General features: G+C 42.1%; 28 protein-coding genes and 1 pseudogene. 8 read left to right on the forward strand and 21 right to left on the reverse strand.

Translation table 11 applies throughout. From position 1 onward, the window contains the following. Positions 1–144 precede the first annotated feature (144 nt). Positions 145–315: pseudogene (locus J2Z65_RS01835) on the reverse strand (phage terminase small subunit-related protein); the annotation flags it as partial. Between the two features lie 153 nt (positions 316–468). Between J2Z65_RS01835 and J2Z65_RS01840 the strand changes: the two are divergent. Continuing rightward, positions 469–657, forward strand: coding sequence for a hypothetical protein (locus J2Z65_RS01840; RefSeq protein WP_209855701.1), 189 nt, complete (start codon positions 469–471; stop codon positions 655–657). Positions 658–1137: 480 nt separating this feature from the next. Here the strand turns inward: J2Z65_RS01840 and J2Z65_RS01845 are convergent, their stop codons facing one another. The 5 genes from J2Z65_RS01845 to J2Z65_RS01865 all read right to left on the reverse strand — a co-directional run bounded on the left by J2Z65_RS01845 (position 1138) and on the right by J2Z65_RS01865 (position 3093). After that, complete coding sequence (locus J2Z65_RS01845) at positions 1138–1248, reverse strand: hypothetical protein (protein WP_161405885.1); 111 nt, start codon at positions 1246–1248, stop codon at positions 1138–1140. A 347-nt stretch (positions 1249–1595) separates the two neighbouring features. Beyond that, a complete protein-coding gene (locus J2Z65_RS01850; protein WP_167064265.1) occupies positions 1596–1703 on the reverse strand; it encodes a YjcZ family sporulation protein in 108 nt (35 codons plus the stop codon). Between the two features lie 394 nt (positions 1704–2097). After that, positions 2098–2253, reverse strand: coding sequence for a ParB N-terminal domain-containing protein (locus J2Z65_RS01855; protein ID WP_167064262.1), 156 nt, complete (start codon positions 2251–2253; stop codon positions 2098–2100). Continuing rightward, positions 2237–2473 carry a hypothetical protein gene (locus J2Z65_RS01860; protein ID WP_167064259.1) on the reverse strand — a complete coding sequence of 79 codons (237 nt, stop codon included), beginning with the start codon at positions 2471–2473 and terminating at the stop codon, positions 2237–2239. The genes J2Z65_RS01855 and J2Z65_RS01860 overlap by 17 nt, the downstream gene beginning before the upstream one ends. Before the next feature lie 137 nt (positions 2474–2610). Further along, complete coding sequence (locus J2Z65_RS01865) at positions 2611–3093, reverse strand: YfbM family protein (protein WP_167064256.1); 483 nt, start codon at positions 3091–3093, stop codon at positions 2611–2613. A 236-nt stretch (positions 3094–3329) separates the two neighbouring features. On the opposite strand from J2Z65_RS01865, the gene J2Z65_RS01870 reads away from it, so the two are divergent. Continuing rightward, positions 3330–3818 carry a hypothetical protein gene (locus tag J2Z65_RS01870; protein WP_167064253.1) on the forward strand — a complete coding sequence of 163 codons (489 nt, stop codon included), beginning with the start codon at positions 3330–3332 and terminating at the stop codon, positions 3816–3818. Between the two features lie 101 nt (positions 3819–3919). Here J2Z65_RS01870 and J2Z65_RS01875 read toward each other — a convergent pair whose 3' ends face one another. Further along, positions 3920–4057 (reverse strand): hypothetical protein, encoded by a 138-nt coding sequence (locus J2Z65_RS01875; RefSeq protein ID WP_167064250.1) that lies wholly within the window; start codon positions 4055–4057, stop codon positions 3920–3922. Between the two features lie 16 nt (positions 4058–4073). After that, the gene (locus J2Z65_RS01880; protein ID WP_167064247.1) at positions 4074–4607 is read right to left on the reverse strand and encodes a hypothetical protein; all 534 of its coding nucleotides are present in this window, start codon (positions 4605–4607) and stop codon (positions 4074–4076) included. A gap of 150 nt (positions 4608–4757) precedes the next feature. On the opposite strand from J2Z65_RS01880, the gene J2Z65_RS01885 reads away from it, so the two are divergent. After that, positions 4758–5312, forward strand: coding sequence for a hypothetical protein (locus J2Z65_RS01885; RefSeq protein ID WP_167064243.1), 555 nt, complete (start codon positions 4758–4760; stop codon positions 5310–5312). A gap of 402 nt (positions 5313–5714) precedes the next feature. On the opposite strand, the gene J2Z65_RS01890 is transcribed toward J2Z65_RS01885, so the two are convergent. The 3 genes from J2Z65_RS01890 to J2Z65_RS01900 all read right to left on the reverse strand — a co-directional run bounded on the left by J2Z65_RS01890 (position 5715) and on the right by J2Z65_RS01900 (position 6934). Continuing rightward, entirely contained in the window at positions 5715–5966 is a 252-nt protein-coding gene (locus J2Z65_RS01890; RefSeq protein ID WP_167064240.1) for a hypothetical protein, read from the reverse strand. Positions 5967–6260: 294 nt separating this feature from the next. Then, positions 6261–6623: a DUF1304 domain-containing protein gene (locus tag J2Z65_RS01895; protein WP_167064237.1), complete on the reverse strand. Its 363-nt coding sequence runs from the start codon at positions 6621–6623 to the stop codon at positions 6261–6263. A gap of 125 nt (positions 6624–6748) precedes the next feature. Then, the gene (locus J2Z65_RS01900) at positions 6749–6934 is read right to left on the reverse strand and encodes a TetR-like C-terminal domain-containing protein (RefSeq protein WP_167064234.1); all 186 of its coding nucleotides are present in this window, start codon (positions 6932–6934) and stop codon (positions 6749–6751) included. Positions 6935–6952: 18 nt separating this feature from the next. Between J2Z65_RS01900 and J2Z65_RS01905 the strand changes: the two genes are divergently transcribed. Next, the gene (locus J2Z65_RS01905; protein ID WP_240159904.1) at positions 6953–7399 is read left to right on the forward strand and encodes an SDR family oxidoreductase; all 447 of its coding nucleotides are present in this window, start codon (positions 6953–6955) and stop codon (positions 7397–7399) included. Between the two features lie 164 nt (positions 7400–7563). On the opposite strand, the gene J2Z65_RS35625 is transcribed toward J2Z65_RS01905, so the two are convergent. After that, positions 7564–7695 (reverse strand): hypothetical protein, encoded by a 132-nt coding sequence (locus J2Z65_RS35625; protein ID WP_275691062.1) that lies wholly within the window; start codon positions 7693–7695, stop codon positions 7564–7566. Positions 7696–8112: 417 nt separating this feature from the next. Continuing rightward, positions 8113–8265 (reverse strand): hypothetical protein, encoded by a 153-nt coding sequence (locus J2Z65_RS01910; RefSeq protein WP_167064231.1) that lies wholly within the window; start codon positions 8263–8265, stop codon positions 8113–8115. A 238-nt stretch (positions 8266–8503) separates the two neighbouring features. Between J2Z65_RS01910 and J2Z65_RS01915 the strand changes: the two genes are divergently transcribed. Continuing rightward, positions 8504–8647 (forward strand): hypothetical protein, encoded by a 144-nt coding sequence (locus tag J2Z65_RS01915; RefSeq protein WP_167064228.1) that lies wholly within the window; start codon positions 8504–8506, stop codon positions 8645–8647. Between the two features lie 108 nt (positions 8648–8755). Here J2Z65_RS01915 and J2Z65_RS01920 read toward each other — a convergent pair whose 3' ends face one another. Next, positions 8756–9550, reverse strand: coding sequence for a stalk domain-containing protein (locus J2Z65_RS01920; RefSeq protein ID WP_209855703.1), 795 nt, complete (start codon positions 9548–9550; stop codon positions 8756–8758). Between the two features lie 329 nt (positions 9551–9879). After that, a complete protein-coding gene (locus J2Z65_RS01925; RefSeq protein ID WP_209855705.1) occupies positions 9880–10143 on the reverse strand; it encodes a hypothetical protein in 264 nt (87 codons plus the stop codon). A 235-nt stretch (positions 10144–10378) separates the two neighbouring features. Here J2Z65_RS01925 and J2Z65_RS01930 point away from each other — a divergent pair, with 235 nt between their 5' ends. Further along, complete coding sequence (locus tag J2Z65_RS01930; RefSeq protein WP_167064216.1) at positions 10379–10549, forward strand: hypothetical protein; 171 nt, start codon at positions 10379–10381, stop codon at positions 10547–10549. A 65-nt stretch (positions 10550–10614) separates the two neighbouring features. Here J2Z65_RS01930 and J2Z65_RS01935 read toward each other — a convergent pair whose 3' ends face one another. Further along, positions 10615–10899, reverse strand: a complete 285-nt coding sequence (locus J2Z65_RS01935; RefSeq protein ID WP_167064212.1) for a hypothetical protein — start codon at positions 10897–10899, stop codon at positions 10615–10617. A 120-nt stretch (positions 10900–11019) separates the two neighbouring features. Between J2Z65_RS01935 and J2Z65_RS01940 the strand changes: the two genes are divergently transcribed. After that, positions 11020–11514: a GNAT family N-acetyltransferase gene (locus J2Z65_RS01940; protein ID WP_167064209.1), complete on the forward strand. Its 495-nt coding sequence runs from the start codon at positions 11020–11022 to the stop codon at positions 11512–11514. Positions 11515–11518: 4 nt separating this feature from the next. On the opposite strand, the gene J2Z65_RS01945 is transcribed toward J2Z65_RS01940, so the two are convergent. After that, positions 11519–12577, reverse strand: coding sequence for a WD40/YVTN/BNR-like repeat-containing protein (locus tag J2Z65_RS01945; RefSeq protein ID WP_167064206.1), 1059 nt, complete (start codon positions 12575–12577; stop codon positions 11519–11521). Positions 12578–12750: 173 nt separating this feature from the next. On the opposite strand from J2Z65_RS01945, the gene J2Z65_RS01950 reads away from it, so the two are divergent. Next, complete coding sequence (locus tag J2Z65_RS01950; RefSeq protein ID WP_240159903.1) at positions 12751–13782, forward strand: polysaccharide deacetylase family protein; 1032 nt, start codon at positions 12751–12753, stop codon at positions 13780–13782. A gap of 38 nt (positions 13783–13820) precedes the next feature. Here J2Z65_RS01950 and abc-f read toward each other — a convergent pair whose 3' ends face one another. The 4 genes from abc-f to J2Z65_RS01970 all read right to left on the reverse strand — a co-directional run bounded on the left by abc-f (position 13821) and on the right by J2Z65_RS01970 (position 18239). Further along, positions 13821–15503 carry a ribosomal protection-like ABC-F family protein gene (gene abc-f, locus J2Z65_RS01955; protein ID WP_167064200.1) on the reverse strand — a complete coding sequence of 561 codons (1683 nt, stop codon included), beginning with the start codon at positions 15501–15503 and terminating at the stop codon, positions 13821–13823. A gap of 367 nt (positions 15504–15870) precedes the next feature. Beyond that, entirely contained in the window at positions 15871–16329 is a 459-nt protein-coding gene (locus J2Z65_RS01960; protein ID WP_209855749.1) for a Fur family transcriptional regulator, read from the reverse strand. A gap of 316 nt (positions 16330–16645) precedes the next feature. Continuing rightward, positions 16646–17683 (reverse strand): CobW family GTP-binding protein, encoded by a 1038-nt coding sequence (locus tag J2Z65_RS01965; RefSeq protein WP_209855707.1) that lies wholly within the window; start codon positions 17681–17683, stop codon positions 16646–16648. A gap of 7 nt (positions 17684–17690) precedes the next feature. Further along, positions 17691–18239, reverse strand: a complete 549-nt coding sequence (locus J2Z65_RS01970; RefSeq protein ID WP_167064191.1) for a hypothetical protein — start codon at positions 18237–18239, stop codon at positions 17691–17693. Positions 18240–18241 lie beyond the last annotated feature (2 nt).

Here is an 18241-nt window from a genome sequence, read left to right on the forward strand (position 1 = left end):
ATATATAGACTCCCATATGGTAAACATAGGTAATTACAAGGCCAGAGAAGATGATATGAAATTGGGAATACGTACATCTAAGTTTAAAATAAGTTTGTAGCAGGAAGTACTAGTATAAAAAAGTAACTGTTCACTGGCTAGGGATTAAAATGCCTTACCAGAATGAGGGGTAAGAAACCCTAGAAAAGCTTTTGTCATTTTTAGTCTAATAAATAAAATGTTTAAATAAAGAAACCCAAGTCCGAGCTCTGCAGCAAGGTCTTTGAGTTTCATCTTACCTGCGCTGCCGAGCCATATTTCTTTGGCTTTATCCCTGTCAGGACTGCGTAATACAAGGAAAAATAAAAAAGAGAGTCAATTTGACTCTCGCAATTAATCGCTACTACTACTACTACTACTACTACTACTGCTCCCTCCGCTGTCACTCCCACCTCCACTATCACTTCCGCCTCCGCTGGGAGAATCATTGTGATTGTGATCGTGGCGATGGTGGTGGTCATGATGAATATGACTATGGTTGTTATGATGATTATGATGTTGGTGATGGTGATTAATATCATGATCAGAAGTGTTATTGATAAAGAGATTAGAGCTATTATTGTGATGATGGGTAGAATTACTTCTTCTATACCTGCCTTTGCTGAATATACCAATTAAACAAAAAACAACGAACATAATGAAAATAATAACCATTAAATTCATCAAATCAGTCCTTTCAATTATTTGTTACAAATATTCCTATTCTTCACAATAATTAAAAGTCCTCTAAAATTCATCCTTTTGTAGCTCTAGATCAACCTCAATCAGCTTCTTCAGATCCTCAACCGTCTTGATCTCAATCCGACCATCCTGGAAGTCCTTCACCCAGCGAGCAATGCCGACTTGGATGATTTTTCGATACTTTGACTCGGCTCACCGGGAGTATTCCGGTGCACGAGAAGGACGATCGAGCGTCCTTCTTTTTATAGGTTATAGGTCTATTAGTTCTACGCAACAAACAAGGAAGTCAGCCCAATACCTCAGCATCTCGGTAAGATTAAGGATTACTTTTTTCTTTGAAGAGATCAACGAAAAAAACGGTCTGTATTCGCATCTATTTTGCGAAAAGACCGTTTTTGTTTTTTTTATGATGTTGGTTTAAATTGCAAAAGTCATTAAGATAATAACCAAAAGAATAAAAAGAACCAAAACAGCTGCTGCGTTGTTACCATAACCTGCACAACTTCCACCATAACCTACTGCGCCCATGTTTACTCATTCCCCTCTGGTGTTTTGTCACTACGGTATAAAGTATGTTTGTTAACTAGTCATTGATTGGACGTTTGAACTAAATTGAGTGTTGGAATAGCCGGCACTCGTAAAAAATAATAACCACAAATTCCCGCTATGTGCCCACGCATTATTTTAATATTTGAATCTTATATATTAAGCCACCACAGCCCACTCATTTCATATTTCACCCTTCATTTACCATAAAAGGTCACCCTGAGATAAGATTAAGGGTGACCTTTTTATGATAAGAACAACGAAAAAACGGCCCGCATTATATTTCGCGGCCGTTTTTTCTCATTGTTTCTTTGTGTTAGATTAAGAAATTACCATACAAAAGCTGATGTGATGATAACCAAAAGAATAAAAAGAACCAAAATAGCTGCTACGTTGTTGCCATAACCTGCACAACTTCCACCATACCCTGCTCCCATGTTTACTCATTCCCCTCTGGTGTTTTGTCACTACGGTATAAAGTATGTTTGTTAAATAGTGATTGATTGGACGTATACCATTGAAGGTAAATGCTGAGGACCAATGAACGATGATTAATACTGTGTTAAACTACCCGTTTAGTTTAATATTTTGCAAGAAATTACGTAGCCTCAGCCCGATTTAAAAGCACCGGCTCAATTGTACATCGAACTCATCTTCCTAGACCGGGGTAATGAGCTCGGTGTCCGAATTTAATCCTGGAAGCAACTGATTGAGCTCTTTCATTTGAAAGCCGGTCTGAATAGATATTTCTTCGATCGAGTAATGAGCAGATAGCTCCTCCAAAAGCGAAGCTAGCAGCTCCTCGTTAGTCCGGCCACGCAATGACTTTGGCTAACCGTTAAGCTTAGACTCCTCATCGCTTGACTCCACAACTACGCAAATAAGTTCTGTAAGGCCTGCCTCTTGTGCTGCTCGCCACCGCTTCTCCCCTTTAACAAAAAAAGCTCCATTCTTAGCTAATCCGAACGTTTCACCAGAGATATTCATTCCACTCGCTCCAATTTTCTTTAATTCTTCGAATTAATAATTCTCCTCCAAAAGTTATTGAATTCTCATGAGAACAATATATAATCCAGTTCATTTCATCTGTAAACCAGAATCCTTCCCCATCTCCATCATAGTTAGGTTCGAAAAACTCAAATTTAACTTGATGGCCCAAATTACTCCATTCACGTATTTCATAAATATTTTCTGAGTCAATCATCATCTCTCTTAATCTCACAAATCCAAAATTTGTCTCGAAAAATAAGTTCCTTTTAAATCTCCAATATTCATATCCTTACTTTCAATAATTTTTGAATATTTACTAATTTCATCTCTTTTCATTGAAATAATATCTTGAGCTTAAGATATGTACAGAAGCATTGCACTGTTTTTCTCTGAAGCCTCTATGTAGTATTTCTTTAATTCTTCGTAATAGGAAAAAACATACTCCAGGTCACCTTGTTCAGCCCAATCAATCGAGGGATATATATCTAATTCCTTCATTTTCTCAGGACTAAATCTATTTTTAAGCTCATTCTCGTTAAGGTTGGACAAACTCAGAGCTACCTCTTTGACTTCTTCACTTGTTAAATATCTTGCTGGTCCATAACCTAAATCATCACCCAATTCTATGCCACCCAAAATGACATTATAAAATGGGTGCTGCCCTTCCCAAGCACTTTCATTCAAAAGAAAATGAATTGCATGCCAAGCTTTATCAAGATCCAATGAATTACTTTCGCTTTCGTTGCTATAAATGAATTCAGCAATGTTCATATTTCCTGCAATAATTCCTTCAAGTGATTCAGTAGAGATTTGTTTTAGGTACCCTATCATTCCCATATTTTTTTCTCCTCAGTATATTTATTGTTTTTCTAAAACACGCTGGACTATATTAACTGTAATTTTAATCGTACCATAAATTTATAAGTAATTAGACGGGGATCTTTTATTTTTCCCTTGAACTGACCTTAAAGATCGCAACAAATGTTGAATATTCAGCCGATGTTCATTCATAACAATTCCACTTAATGGACAAACTAACGACCATCCCCAGTATGTGAGGTGTATGGTCTTTTATGAAACAATTCATTCAAAATATGGATTTTAGTACCGGTTGGTGGTACTCAGCTATTCTTGGTGTTTTTCTATTGTTGTTCATCGTTTTTATGCCCAAAAGATTAAACATGCCAGAAATATATCTTACTTTCGGTCTAATCGCCGGACTTGTTTGGGTTGTCGACACAATATTTGCCGTGTGGATTGATTTATTTGACGTTGGTAGCCCCAATAAACGCGGTATCCCCGAGTTCTTCATGTACACTATTATTCCTTCGAGTTTTGCCGTTATCTATCTAAACGTTTATCAAGAACCAAAAAAACTTCTCTACACAATATTTTTTACAGCTGTATCTGAGCTTGCCGAGTGGCTAGCTGTAGCTGTTGGGGTAATGACACTAAAGCATTGGAACCCCTTGTACTCGATACCTGTTTATTTGGTTGTATACTATTTCTATTTACCGTTTCATTTGCGTATTATGAAACGAACTTCGAAATCTGAGCATTAATCGTTGATGTATTTCAATATTCAATTAAGTTAGATAGATGAATCAGCTGTAATCCTCTGCGATCCCGGAAATGTTACGCGCAGAGGATTTTCATTATTGATTTACATTTGTCCGATCAACTTCCACCGAGCCACTCTCGATCTCATCTTCCGGAACACCCGCTGGCCGCTCTTCCTCAACACGTAGTGCCACGCCTTGTTCATATCATTTAACCCTAAAAGCTCTTGTTTCCATTTCATTTCTTATCCCTCCTTTTTATGCGGCACCATTTTCTCCATCTAAAACAGCTTTAATCCGTTTTATGTACTCACTCCAATCAGCAGATAACTTACTTGAACTTATTTTCAATGACTGTGCTATTTCCATCCACGTCTCTCCTTTTCGCTTACGGCTGAGGAGCTCCGTGAAGTCATAAGGTAAATCTTCATACGATGGACCATAGCCTCCTAAAATAAAGTTTTCCAGCTCATCTTTACCGATTTGAGTGCCCTTCTCTTCCTTATCAGTAACATAATATTGTTTCTCTTCGTTCCCTGGTTCAGTAAACTCAACTACTTCACCGATTGGAGCATCCGCAGTCTTATCCTCAGACTTCTCACTTACAGCTGTATCCTGCTCTCGCCTCCAGTCATCCCACTTCTTAGCCAGTGGAGCAACTCTCTTCCGATACTCATCCAACATTACTGAGAGCTCGCCTAGGGTAATATTCAAATCAGCAGCAATCTTGGCATATCCTGTACCGTCATAAAAGCGTTTAAGAATCGCTTTAAAATCAAAGGGTAGATCCAATGGAAATAGTCCTCTCTATTCTCCAAATCCTCACTGCCGGATCCTACGAAATTGTAAAATGAATAGTTATTCTCATCCCAGCTAGTTTCCACATTGTTACATTTTAGTTCTAATGATACAATAAAAAATATTATTTTAGGGGGAAAGACATTGTCAAATTTTGCACCAAAATCTAATGAAGAAGAAATAATGCAATATTCATACGATCGACCAATTGGAGTTAGTTTACTAGCTATTTGGATCGCAATTGCAGGGGTAATAGTTTTAATTGCTCAGGTTTCATTTTTTAGCAAGCTTAGTGACGTATCTTCATTAATTGGAGTATCGAGCTATTTCTTTCAAGCAGCAGTTACATTATTAGGAGTCCTTAGTCTTGCAACCGCAGTTGGAATGTTTCTTGGTAAGAAGTGGGGTTGGTGGCTTGCGTTATTTTATTTTGCTTATGAAATTACACGAAATATGAATGCAATGTTATCTATACCCATACTTGTTGAACAATACGGAGATATAAGTTCACAGAAAATAACAAGTTATTATCTTAAATCCGGTGTACGATCTGCATTTGATGGTTTCCTAATTTTTTATCTATGCCGTGAATCAGTTACTTCATATTTCCAAACAACAGAAACAAAAAAGTGGAAGGTACTTCTTATCCTTTTCGGAGTATGCATAGCCATAATCTTAATCTCCTCCTTATTACAATAACGTTTATATATTGAGAAATGGCCTATCCCACAAGGAATAGGTTCTTTTATTAATCTCCAATATCTTAATGATTAGGATCAAAAGACATCCATTACGAACTTTTATTTGTTAATCTCACAAATGAGCTAGGCTTGTTTAATGATTGAAATAAAAAAGCCGCATTTTTAGCGGCTTTTTATTTATTTAGAACCAGTTCGTGTTCTTGCCTGGCAGGATTCTAAATAACTTTACCTTCCAGCCTTTTCATATTATAAATGATTTTCAATCATGACACTTCAGATTTACTAAATGTGACATCATAAGCAAACTCATAGAATAAGTACTCATTTATCTCTTCAAAATTTAGCAATTAATCTTAACCTCCATGAAAAAGACACCGCTACGGTGTCTTTGCAAAGTAAATTATCCCTCTTCATTTTGCTCATTGAACTCATAATAGATCCTAGTTGCTTCATATGGAGGCATTGAATAAACGTCAGTTAGACGAACAAGCGTCTCTGCAATCTTTTCACGCTCTATCCCGGCCCGTTTCATTGCCTCAATGAAATAACCAACCGCCGCTTGATCACTCATTACATCATCAACAAGCGGGTCCTCATCATCAAGCAGAAATGGAAGGTCAATTAGCTCTTTCTTAGGTTCACGTTCATTCATTTGTACGACCTCCTATGTTATGCAAACTTAGATCCACAAAAATCTAATGCCACTTTTATACATTTATAAATTCGTCAAAGACCATTGATTCCCCTCTCCCCTCAAACGTTTTCTTTGTTTACCTCCGCTGCTCTCCATAATAAGATGTCTATTTTCTTAACTCTTCCTGCTTAGGGCCCATCAAGATAAGATGGTCTTTAAAACAGCTTGCAAAACAATAATCGAATCAAAAAAAAGGAGCATTCTGCCCGCAGCAGCCGCTCCTTTTTTTAAGCTAAATGACGCCTATCCCTATTACATCACGAACCAAATGACAACCAGCACCACGAACGCCGGAACCGATTGCACAAACAGGATCGAACGTTTGGCCGTCAAGCTTCCGTATAGGCCGGCGACCAGCACACATAACAAGAAGAAGATCAAAATATGCTTGCTCACGGTTTGATCGGGATATAATAGCCCCCAGAAAATCCCCGCAGCTAGAAAACCATTATATAAGCCTTGATTGCCAGCCAACGAGCGGGAAGCAATCGCGAATTCCTGCGTCAGGCCGAATGCCTTGAGCCCTCTCGGTTTGGTCCACAAAAACATCTCAAGGCACAAAATATACACATGCAGCAGCCCGATTAATCCAGCCCCTATGTAAACGGCGATCATCAGATGTCCACCTTTCCCGCTTCACAACTATCATTCAGAATTTAGGATAATAACCTATCTATTATACTAATTTTGAGGACTACGATCAAATGTGGACAAACCTCATATCCCCCAAACAATCAATGTTATTTCGGGTAAACTTGATTCTTTTCAAATAAATTCCTAACCTGATCGGCCATAAATTGTGTGGAATGCGGCATTTGATGACGCATCCACCACTCCACAATGCCAATAAAAGCAAAGGCCATGAATTGGGCTTTTAACTCATAGTCGATAATGGGCTCATCGTCCGCCCTTTCCATTTTAACCATAAGATGCCGAGTTCCAGGATGAGTGAATTACGAGTAGATGAGTGGGATCAAATGATCGATGTGAACATCAAAGGAGTTTTATACGGTATCGCAGCGGTATTACCTACCATGCGTGAGCAGCAGTCAGGTCATGTCATTAACCTATCTTCTACTTCCGGTTATCAGGTGTCCCCGACATCAGCCATATATGCAGCAACAAAGTTCGCTGTTAGAGCCATTTCGGAAGGTTTACGCCTGGAAGAGTCTTCGACTTCTCATATAAAAGCTACGGTGATTGCTCCAGATCTGAGGCAGACCGAACTTTTTGAGAGCATTACCAGCCCCGAAGTGCAGTCGATAGCCAATCAACTAAGCGGCAAAGGGATTTCTCCTTATAGTATTGCCAGAGCTATCGCGTTTGCCATTAATGAACCTGATGACACTCTAGTCAGCGAGATTATGGTTAGGCCGACCGCGTTGCCTTGAGCGTTTCCAAATTAGATGAGCGGAACTTTTCTTTATGGCTAAAAGGCTTGTTTATACAGATATGACAAAAAAGCGCTGACGCAGAGGTCGGTGCTTCTTTGTCTGTTAATTAAGTTGTAAGGGATGGATAGGACTTTGAGTATTGGGGATGACAATAAATTGTATTACTCGGGGATTTGCCCCGCTTCATGATCGGAATCCATACGTGGATCTATAATAAATGCGGTATCAGTCGCCGTTACATGCCAATCATCCTGCGATTCGAGGATTTCTGCCAACAAAATATCAATGTCCATAATAGTCCCCCCTCAGATTTTAATGAGTCCACATAAGAATAGCCGTGGCTGCTTAAATTACCCTTAAATCAAAATAAAATTCTGTTATACGCTTATTATCGGTGATGAAGATAATGTTTATTCTTCCAGTTCTTCTCCACTGCCGTTATTTGAGGAGTTCATTGTATAGACGCACCCTTTACATGCACACAATATTAGTGCTTCAAAATGACAACAAGGGTGGGCTACTATTATGTCAACAAACAACCAACAGCAAGAAAATCACTTGAAAGATCAAAAAGATAACAAACCAAATCATGGCAGCAGAAAAAAGAAGAAATAGAAGTAATGGCATTTATGGTGTTATTTTAGATGGTTAACAAAAGCATATTAAAAGCCCCGCGGGATTTTCCCAGCGAGGCTCTTTGTTTTTATAGACTACTCGTGTACATCATCGAGCAAATAATACGCCTCCAAATTTGTATCGAATACAATGATACGTTCATCAGCGTTATATGCCATGTCATTAACTTCCGAATGAGTCAGTGTTCTCTCTTCACCTGTCTCCTTATGTGCTACTCGATATTCCATCCTGTCATCCCTCCCGACTGATACAACGAATTCCTTACCACTTAAGCTCTACGTGCATAAAAAGCCTTTCAATTAATTCAATGTTTTTACAGTAATGATGTAGCAATGGATGAATAAACATTTTCTGCAATACCCATAATAATGGTACACCTTAGATAATAAGCTGGCTATTGGAATTTGAAGGGAAGGGACTCCTCTCTCTTTCCTTCAAACCATAATGTAAAGGAAGTGTAAAATTATGGATGAGAAAAACGAAAATATCGAATCTGACTACAAGCCAGACATTACAAATTATGATTATGTTTGGGGTAGTGATCAAAGCGAGTATGTGAAGGAAAATGCGACAACAGCGGACAAATCAGATGAGGACTTAACTAATTAACTTTTGATCCACAGAAAAAAGCCCGAGCAGTATTCCCGCACTTTTGCGATCACATTTGCGATAGAAAAAAGGATCCTGTTAATTACAGGATCTTTTTTAAATTAACAATTATTTCATCTCTCTAAATGAACTAACTATTTTTGACAAATCCCCTCTTGAACTAATCATTTGCTTGGCTGTTGTCCAAAAAATAACCTGATAGAATCTGTCTTTCGTCTCAATAAATGTAATTTGATAGGCAGCATTTATGCTTTTATTAATAACACTGTGTATTTCTGTTTGTTTTGCTGCAAATCCGTTTACTGTTAAATCTTCTTCTGATGTTACTTTGAAGTCTGTAATTGTATCATTACTCTTCATTTGATCAATTATTATTTCTTGGTAATCATCCAGCTTCATTGTTTCTACATATGTACTTTTTGACTCTGAGATGACTCCCATAAAAATTGGTGCATCTAACTTCGTATTTATTGCTCCATAATCTATTTCCGGATTAACTTTATTAATGCCTTTATCATTTCTAGTCCATGTTCCTGGTAAAGTGAGCTCAAAGGTTCTGTCTAAGGAAATTTCTTCATGACTCTCAGATTCTTGGTTCCACAAAGCTCCTAAGGTTGCAGTTCTTGTTGCATCATCCCATTTTACACTCATTCCTGTCACTTCAGCTACACTTCTCAATGGTAAATACGTATTGCCTTCATAATTGATCGGAGTAAGAATTTTGCCATCAGAATCTTTTGCAGTGAACGGAAGTCCATCAACAACTAGGCGTATACCACTGTCCAAATAAGCCGTTATTTCCTTAAGAGTCGTGCTGGCGGACACCCCTGATACATTCCCCAGTGTAAAAATGATTACAGCTCCGAGAAGCATTGCTTTCTTGCTTTTAAATAAGGTAGGCATTGTATTTCTCCTTGTTATGGTTGTAATATCTCAAAGACAAATTCTTCAAAAAGTCTAGATTCCCTCTTTCTAACAACTATTAATACTGGCTTCTTTATATGAAAATGAAACATCCATTCTTTGAGTAATCTGAATATTTCCATAGAAATAATATTTTCTTCTATTTTCCGAGCAGTTTGCTCGCTAATAGACGTTTCTTGTCATTCCGTGTATTTTACGTCCATATCGTTTAATCCCAATAATATTTAACCACTATAACTCACACAGATTAAGACGTTCAATTGCCTCAAAAAAATAACCACCTCTCGGTGGTTTAAATAGTGCTCAAGCTAATGATTACGCTGTAACAATACTACACCGCTAATTCTTGATGTGTTTTTCTGAAATACCACTCTAAAACCGATATCTGCATCCAACAAGCAGTTAAAGGCATTAATGAGCAGTCTGCCAGGAGCTAACGTAAACGTACAAGGTGAAGCATTTCCGATCACACGAGAGGAGGTAATTCTGCGCGCAGAACCTGGACGAAGGGGATCTCTTGTCCAAGTAATCAAAACGAAATCAGGCTGACGCACTGCTTTTACTCGAGCCATTGTCATCACCTCAATTTTTTAAGATTCTTTACATTTAATGCGGATATCTGAGATTTGGATCTAACCGCTTACCTAATAAAGGAATATCGCTAAAAAATAAAAAAAACTCCGCGGGATAATTTTTCCTCGGAGCCTGTTGACTTCAATCTCTAAAATTCATATACTATTAAAGAAAATAAGAACGTATATTCTCTTTATTTCGCATTCATCTTACAGTCAGAAAAGAAGGTATCCCATGCAAGATCCTACGATTTTTGAGCGTCTACGAGGCAAATACGCCGATGAAGACAGGGCGAAGCTTGTTATGCTGCAGCTAAGAACGTTACTGGAACAAAAGAAAAAGAAGAAATGGTACCAGAAGCTGAAATCGCCAACGAAAACACAACCAGCAAGCTGGAATGAGTAATCCTCATAAAAAAAGAGACTTTCCTTCAGTAGCAGGACTACTTAGGAAAGCCTCAACTTCGCTTTTTATTTCCCTCTTTTTTTCGTATAATACAGTACACCTAGGTAATGCGCACCTGTAAAAAGTGTAAGTATTCCAAAGAATAGCAAGAATCCGCCCTGACGATCACGGAAGAATAACTGCAGAACGAAAAGCGCCAGTGATATTTCACTCCAGAGAAGCGTTCTTTTTTTGAGTTGAGTCAAGTCCGCGGTGGACTTACTAATTTTGCGAAGATTCATGAATGTAAGACCTGCAAGTACGATGACCCCAACGATAATCACGAGAATGTAACCTGAATTGCCCGACATGCGACTCCCCCTATTTGCGATGTTTCAGCTTTATCTTCTATTATATAGTAAGATATTATATCTAAGATACATGGAATGATTCTATATGTCTATTTGAAAAAGAGGATAAGGAGTCGCAGCATGTCTACAATTAAGTTTAAACCATTAGAAACGTCCGATATACCCCCATTAATGGAAATTTACAACCATTTCGTGATGAATTCTACCGCCTCTTTTCATACGGAGCCCGTTGACATCACGGAGTTCACTGAAAGTGTTGTTCATCCGAATCCCAAGTACAGGACTTATGTGATTACACTCGATGAAAACCTCCAAGGCTATGTTCAAGTTATGCCCCACAAGAAAAAGCAAGCCTATGCCACTACAGGAGAAGTAACCATCTATTTACGTCCTGAGTGCGTTGGTAAAGGGATTGGTTCAGCGGCTATTCAGCATATTGAAGCATTCGCAAAAGAGAGTGGTTTTCACACCTTAATCTCTACGATTTGCGCTGATAACAAGCCTAGTATTCATATGTTTACGAAAAATGGCTACACGCAGTGCGCCTATTTCCGTGAGGTCGGCTTCAAATGGGGCAAGTTTCTCGATATCGCGACCTATCAGAAGATCATTTAAGCCTCTACGACAAGAGCAGCTTCCAATTCAAACCTCCGTCATTCGTTCTCCACAAATTTCGGGTATCCCAGAGCCAGCCACTGTTTGATGTAAGGAAGCTTAGTTGTAAACTAGCATCAGCCGGATGAAAAGTGGTTGGAAATGTATGCTGGCTCCATGTTTTGCCACCATCACTGGTCCGAAGCAGCTGCCGCACCTGCTCTTGTTCGCGGTTTTGCTGATTCGACTGCAGAAGCACGAACCCATGGCCTGCATCAGCAAATGATAGGGCCAGTGGCATAAGGGAAGTCGAGACCTTCCCTGCTTCTTCCCATCTTTCCCCGTCTGTCATGTGATAAAGCGTCACAGCTTCCCTTCCCTTTTCACTTATACCTGAGCTCGAGGTTGCACCTGTCCCCATAAACCAGCCCTCCCTGGATGAGAGGAATGTAACCACGCCCGTGCCTGGTAAGGGAATGCGATTTGACGCCAACCAAGTGATTCCCCCATCCTGTGTACGAAGGAGCATCAAATCCTTGTCATTGCGAACGGCAATCAATCCGGTCTGTCGATCAAAAAACCGGAAAAAAGCAACTTCTTTTCTCCCCTCAAATCCTGGCAAGTCCTGCGCAATGACTTCCCACGTTTGACCGCCGTCCGCGGTTAAGCGAAGCTCCGATTTTTGGCCATAAGATACATTACTCAGCACCCAGCCTATTCGAGAATCTAGAAATGAAAGCGAGCCTGGCGACATGAGGGGAGTCAACCCTTTTTGAACTTTCCAAGTGATCCCGCCATCAGCGGTTTGCATGAGCGAAGCCTTCTCATTACCGGAAGTAAGTCCGAAACCATGGAGCTCATCCACAAACGTAATTGCTTTGGTAGGGACATCGTGTTTAGATGCACGATCATCTTGAACGAAGATACTCACACCTGGAACAATAGAAAGCTCTGCATTTCGCTTTTCTTTTACGGTTGAATGGATACGTGGCGATGGAGGTGAGGCTTTTTCATGAAAGCAGCCTGCACATAACACAAAAATAAACAAAATCATTAATTTTTTATTGTTCATCAGGGCTATCATGTCCTCTCCTCACTCCTTTCACGATTTCCGTTTAGGTATATGTAATGACGGGCTACGGCTGCAAATAGTTCATGTCCCTCGTTTCCAATACGTGTTATTCCTTTATTTCACAGGATAGGATGTCCCTTCTTTACAAAAACTAGAGCATATTCATAATGCTCGGAGGGATTGCCATGACCACCAAATGGGTTTGGTCCGCCGCCATCGTCTGCTTGCTAGCCGCAAGCTGCGGTGTGCCTAGAAGCAAGCCGTATCACGACCAAAGATCCGCTCAAAATGCGCATGCAACAACAGAGTCCAGTCTCGATAACGGCGTGTTTGATTTTGAACCTTTGCCAAGCCCAAGGAGTTTTGCAACACCAGCTCCAGCTCCTGCACTTACACCACTGGCAACCGTACAACCTAAATCAGCGCCAACGGCTGTAACGCCTAGTCCATCACCCAAAACAAACTCAAAAAAAGCTGGACATCCTGAAGGTTCTGGCTCCAAAAAGCCTTCCGTTCCCGTTCAAAAAAATCAAGGCCAAGTTCGTATTTCTCAGAAAAAACTAACGCTTTCACAACTGGTTGTGAAATACCCGGACACCTTCAAATTGCGTGGATCCAGTCAAGAGAAGAAAGTGGCGTTAACTTTCGACGATGGACCTGACACGCGATTTACTCCTAAAGTGCTTGATGCTCTTCATGCTAACCAAGTGAAAGCAACCTTTTTCGTTCTTGGCTCTCAGGCAAGCACTCACCCTGATATCATTAAACGGATTGTTCGTGAAGGCCATGTCATTGGCAATCATTCCTACAGTCATGCCAATCTACCGACGCTATCGGTAGACAAATTTCAAAACCAGATTATAAACACGGAAAGTGTGCTTCAAGGTTTAATCGGCTATGCACCTAAGCTCATCCGCCCGCCTTATGGCGCAATTAATGAAGAACAAGTCAGGTGGATTGCTGACCATCATTATTTGATCGTGAATTGGAACGTCGATTCCCTTGACTGGAAATCGCTGAGTTCGGAACAAGTGCTAAACAATATCATGCAGCAAACGAAGCCTGGCTCCATTATCCTACAGCACTCTGGAGGAGCTGAAAGCCAGGATTTATCAGGAACTGTCCAGGCCATCGGACCGCTGATTGCCAAATTGAAAGCCGCAGGCTACACCTTCGTCACCGTACCTGAGCTGCTTCATGTAGCTAAAAGCAAATAAGCCGGGAAGCGCACTTGAGGTGCGCCTCCGGCTTATTTTTATTCATTAGCTTCCGTGTACTCATCGTAAGTGCCGGCAAATGCGATTGGGCGGCGCTCCGCGTTCAACCATAACAGCTTCGTCGCCAGCTTACGAATGAAAAAGCGATCGTGCGAGACGATGACCATCGCACCTGGATAGTGAAGCAGCGCCTGTTCGATTCTCTCCCGCGAATCAATATCCAAATAATTCGTCGGTTCATCCAGCACCAGCAAATTCGCACCGCTGAAAAGCAGCTTGAGAAAAGCGAGCCTACAGCGTTCGCCCATACTCAGTTCGCTGATGCGCTTACGCACCTCTTCACCCGAGAAGAGGAAGCAGCCCAGAATCGTGCGGGCCTGGGTTTGGGTCATGGCAGGCAGTGTCAACAGACTGTCCAGCAAGGTTTCACCGTCGTCGAGATGCTCGAGTTCCTGCGAGAAGTAGCCGATCGACGCTTGCGGGTGCTGCCGCACCGTACCCGCAGCAGGCTGTAGTTGGCCGACGAGTAGCTTCAGCAGCGTCGTTTTGCCTGTACCGTTGGACCCGAGAACGGCCAACCGGTCACCACGGTCCACGCTGAGACTTAGCTCAGCGAACAGCTCGCGGTTGCCGTAACGGAACGAAGCCCGCTCCATACGTACCAGCGAGTGTGCCGCGAATTCGCTTGCTCCCAGCTTTACCTTCAAATGCGCGGCATCCCGCGGCTTTTCCACGCGGTCCGCTTCCAGGCGCTCCAACTCTTTCCTTTTCGCATTCATCCGCGAAACATGCGTGCCGGCTCGCGCCTGAAAGTATCCGCGCTGTATCGGCACTTCTGCCGTCCGGGCGGACTTTTCGCCCTGGCGGAACCACTGCCGATACGTGCGAATGCTCTCTTCCAGCTGCTCCCGCTGAAGCTGCTGCTTGCGGTAGAGCTGCTCTTGCGTTCGCAGCTCCAGTTCTTTCTGGCGGGTGTACGCCGTATACCCGCCTCGATATTTACGGCTCCCTGTTGGAGTTAGCTCAACAAGGCAGGTCGCCACACGATCCATAAAATGACGATCGTGAGAGACGAAGACAACCGTGCCCGAATAGGCGCGGATCCATGCTTCGAGCCATTCGAGCGACGCCGCATCGAGATGATTGGTCGGCTCGTCTAGCAGCAGCAGCTTCGGCTCAAGTACCATTAGCCTCGCTAACTGGGCGCGCGTTTTCTGTCCGCCGCTCAGCTTGCCCAGTGGCAGCTCCCACAACTCGCTGCTGAGGCCTAGCTGCAGCAGCCTTCGCTCCACTTGAAGTTCCCAGTGGTAGCCGTCTAGCTGTTGGTATCGCTCTGCCGCTTTCTCATAGTCAGCCAGCAAGCTCTCCATACAAGAAGCCGACGCATCCTGCATGCGCGTTTCCAACTCCTTCAAGCTCCGCTTCGCTGCGCAGTGGTCCGGACAGCCTCCCTCGACATAGGCATGTGTAGGCATCGTCTCATCACTATCGATCAGTTGCCCCATCCAGCCCCACTGCCCGAGCGGAAGCCGTCGTTCTATGCCGCCTTTATCCGTCCCCAGCCTATCGGCTAGTAGACGAAGCAGCGTTGTCTTGCCTACGCCGTTACGACCATAAATTCCGATCCGCTCACCTTCATACACGTCCAAATTCACATGTTCAAAAAGTGTTTTACCTGCGAATTCCTTCGCCACGTTCATCGCTTTTATAAGTAATGTCATAGACTCATTTCTCCTTTGTATTCAAATACAAAAAACCGCAAGCAAGCGCCACGGTCAGGAAGAACAAGTTATGAATAATGCATGCACAAAGAAGCCCCCGGAAGGAGTGATCCCCTTTAGACATACGTATCCCACTCGCTCTACCCGCATAACGTAGAGACTGCCATTCAACGAATATTTTCGTTTTAGCAGAAAGAGTTAGGCTACATACTTCATCGTCTAAAGGTACCTCCGAATTCTTCAAGATGGTTTCTATTATAGCATACCCACTTTCCAGTCAAAGGGGAACAATAAGTAAAAGAATTTTATCCCGATACGATATGTCCGCCTCAACAAAAAAAGCCGCGGAACGAAGTTCCGTGACTTGTTAATGCTCGATTGGCGCAGTGGATGCGGTCGATTTGCAGTCTGCGCAATAACCAAATATTTCGAAACGGTGGCTCTGTATTTCAAAGCTCTCCGGCAGATCTTGCACTAGCTTCATCGGACAAAACTCGAACGTCACCGTCTTCTCGCAGCTCACACAAATCATATGGTGATGATGGTGGGATAAACAGCTTGCTTTAAACTTTAAGCCGTCAGCCAAATGAAACTGCTCCAGCACTCCCATTTCACTTAGCAACCGAAGATTACGATACACGGTATCGAAACTCACACCAGGATATTTGATTTTCATGTATTCATAAACGTCTTTAGGCGATAAATAACTTCCTGATTCCGCGAATAATGTTGCCAAACTCCTGCGCTGCTCTGTAATTCTCCAGCCTTGCTGGGCCATGGCCTTTAGCATCTCGTCAATCGTGTGTGTATGAGTGCCCACTTGCATTACCCCTCTGTCATGAAATGTTCTACTAACATAGTGCAGCAAATGGACCTCCTGCGTCAAGTAGCTGATCAGCTCTTGACAGACTTGTCCTACTTGCCTCTTATTTATTATAACATATAATTGTAATTTTTATCATTAAGACGTGCTTACGCATCACCAAAAATGGAGATTATTCCCCAAAAAAACTTGAATTAAGAACATATATTCGCTATAATAAAAAAGAACAAATGTTCCCTATTTTTATTAATAATCTCCCGCTCCGCTTAAAACAAAAAGAATCCGCAGCCTGCATGCTGGGATTCTAGTTTAACTGCATTTATGAATTGGCAGCCATGCCGGATATGGATTCCAACTTCAGCAATGCCGACCGAACGGCGTCTTTGGAGAAATTTTCCCCAATAAATACGGCAACGTCAGGCACATTGCCTTTGGGCGTAATCTTGACGAAATCCATTTCTCTGTATGCATATTGAAATAGGAAACGGCTTGAAGTGTCAGAAAAGCTGAGAATTCCTTTAGCACGGTACACCTCTTGGGGAAGCTTGCTGACTAATTCTTCAAAAGCATTACTGTCAACTGCTCGCTCAAAAAAGTGCGTATAGGCCATCACGTGACTATGAGAATGATGGTGGTGACGATCATTATCGTGAGCGTGGTCATGATTGTGGTCATGGTCATGCTCACCCTCATCGTGTGATGCATGCGCATGTGAAGCCTGCTCAGCATTCCGTGCTTGCCCCTCTTCTTCCAACACTTCAATGAGTCTCATATCAATTTGACTAAAGACTGTAAAAAGCACTGAGGCATAAGGATTCCAATCGCGCACTAGAGCGTCCACTTCCTGAAGCGCCACTTCCTCCAAAAGGTCTGTCTTGTTCAGCAGAAGCAAGTTAGCACATCTTATTTGTTCTTTCATGAGGCGGTACGTTTTGCCCCGGCTTGTCCGGTTTAGCTCCAGCAGTTGCGGAGCATCGACAACCGTGATGACCGCCTTAAGCTCCACTGGAATGATAAGCGAAGCATCTGTTACTTCATCGATAATTTCCAACGGATTAGCAATTCCCGTCGATTCAATGAAAATCAAGTCAGGCTGCTCTCCGGTTACAAGCTCGTTTAGGGCTGTCGCCAAATCGCCTCGGCTCGAACAACAGATACAGCCGCCCAGCAGCTCGGACATCGGTACTTCATTCGCTACCAGCTGCCCATCCAAATTCACTTCACCTATCTCATTCATGATGACGGCCGGTTTACGCCCCGCTTCGGTAAAATGATCAATCGCTTTTGTTAATAAGGTCGTTTTACCGCTCCCAAGGAAACCGGATAGTATATAAACCGTAACTCTTTTCTGTGACATACCTTTTCTACCCCCGCTCTGCTATAACTTCGAAGTTAGTGGATAGAATCGGCCATTTCCCTACGTGCTGAACGAGAAACGGAAATAACTTGACCCACAACAAGCTGTTAGTCGGGTCAGCTGGCTTGAGCGGAAGCTCTAAGCGGTCATATAGGATACTCGCAGCCTCTTGTGCAAGTGCCAAGGCCTTATCCGAGGGAGTAGCGGAGTCCACTGTTCCCAACCGAGGAAGATAGTGCTGACTAATGGATTCCGACAATCGATGCTCAGACAAATTGCTGGAAGCCATCACTTCCCCCATTCCCGAGCTGACAAGGCGGGCAATTTCTGCATCAAAGGCATAAGGAATACAGTAAATTTCCAGCGCCAGAGCCGCTATGTAGATCTCCTTTATTAGTTCATCTTCTTTTTCTTGGGTTAATACAGGATCGTTTAAATAAGCGGCAACTGCCGGTTTCATGGCTTCCCAACTATTTTCAATACTTTTCATTGTAAACTGCAGCATCGCTGCAGCTAGTTCTGCCGGTGTAATTTGTTTTTTTTCTGCTTCTTGCATGT

Source organism: Paenibacillus aceris, assembly GCF_017874035.1.
Classification (GTDB): domain Bacteria; phylum Bacillota; class Bacilli; order Paenibacillales; family NBRC-103111; genus Paenibacillus_E; species Paenibacillus_E aceris.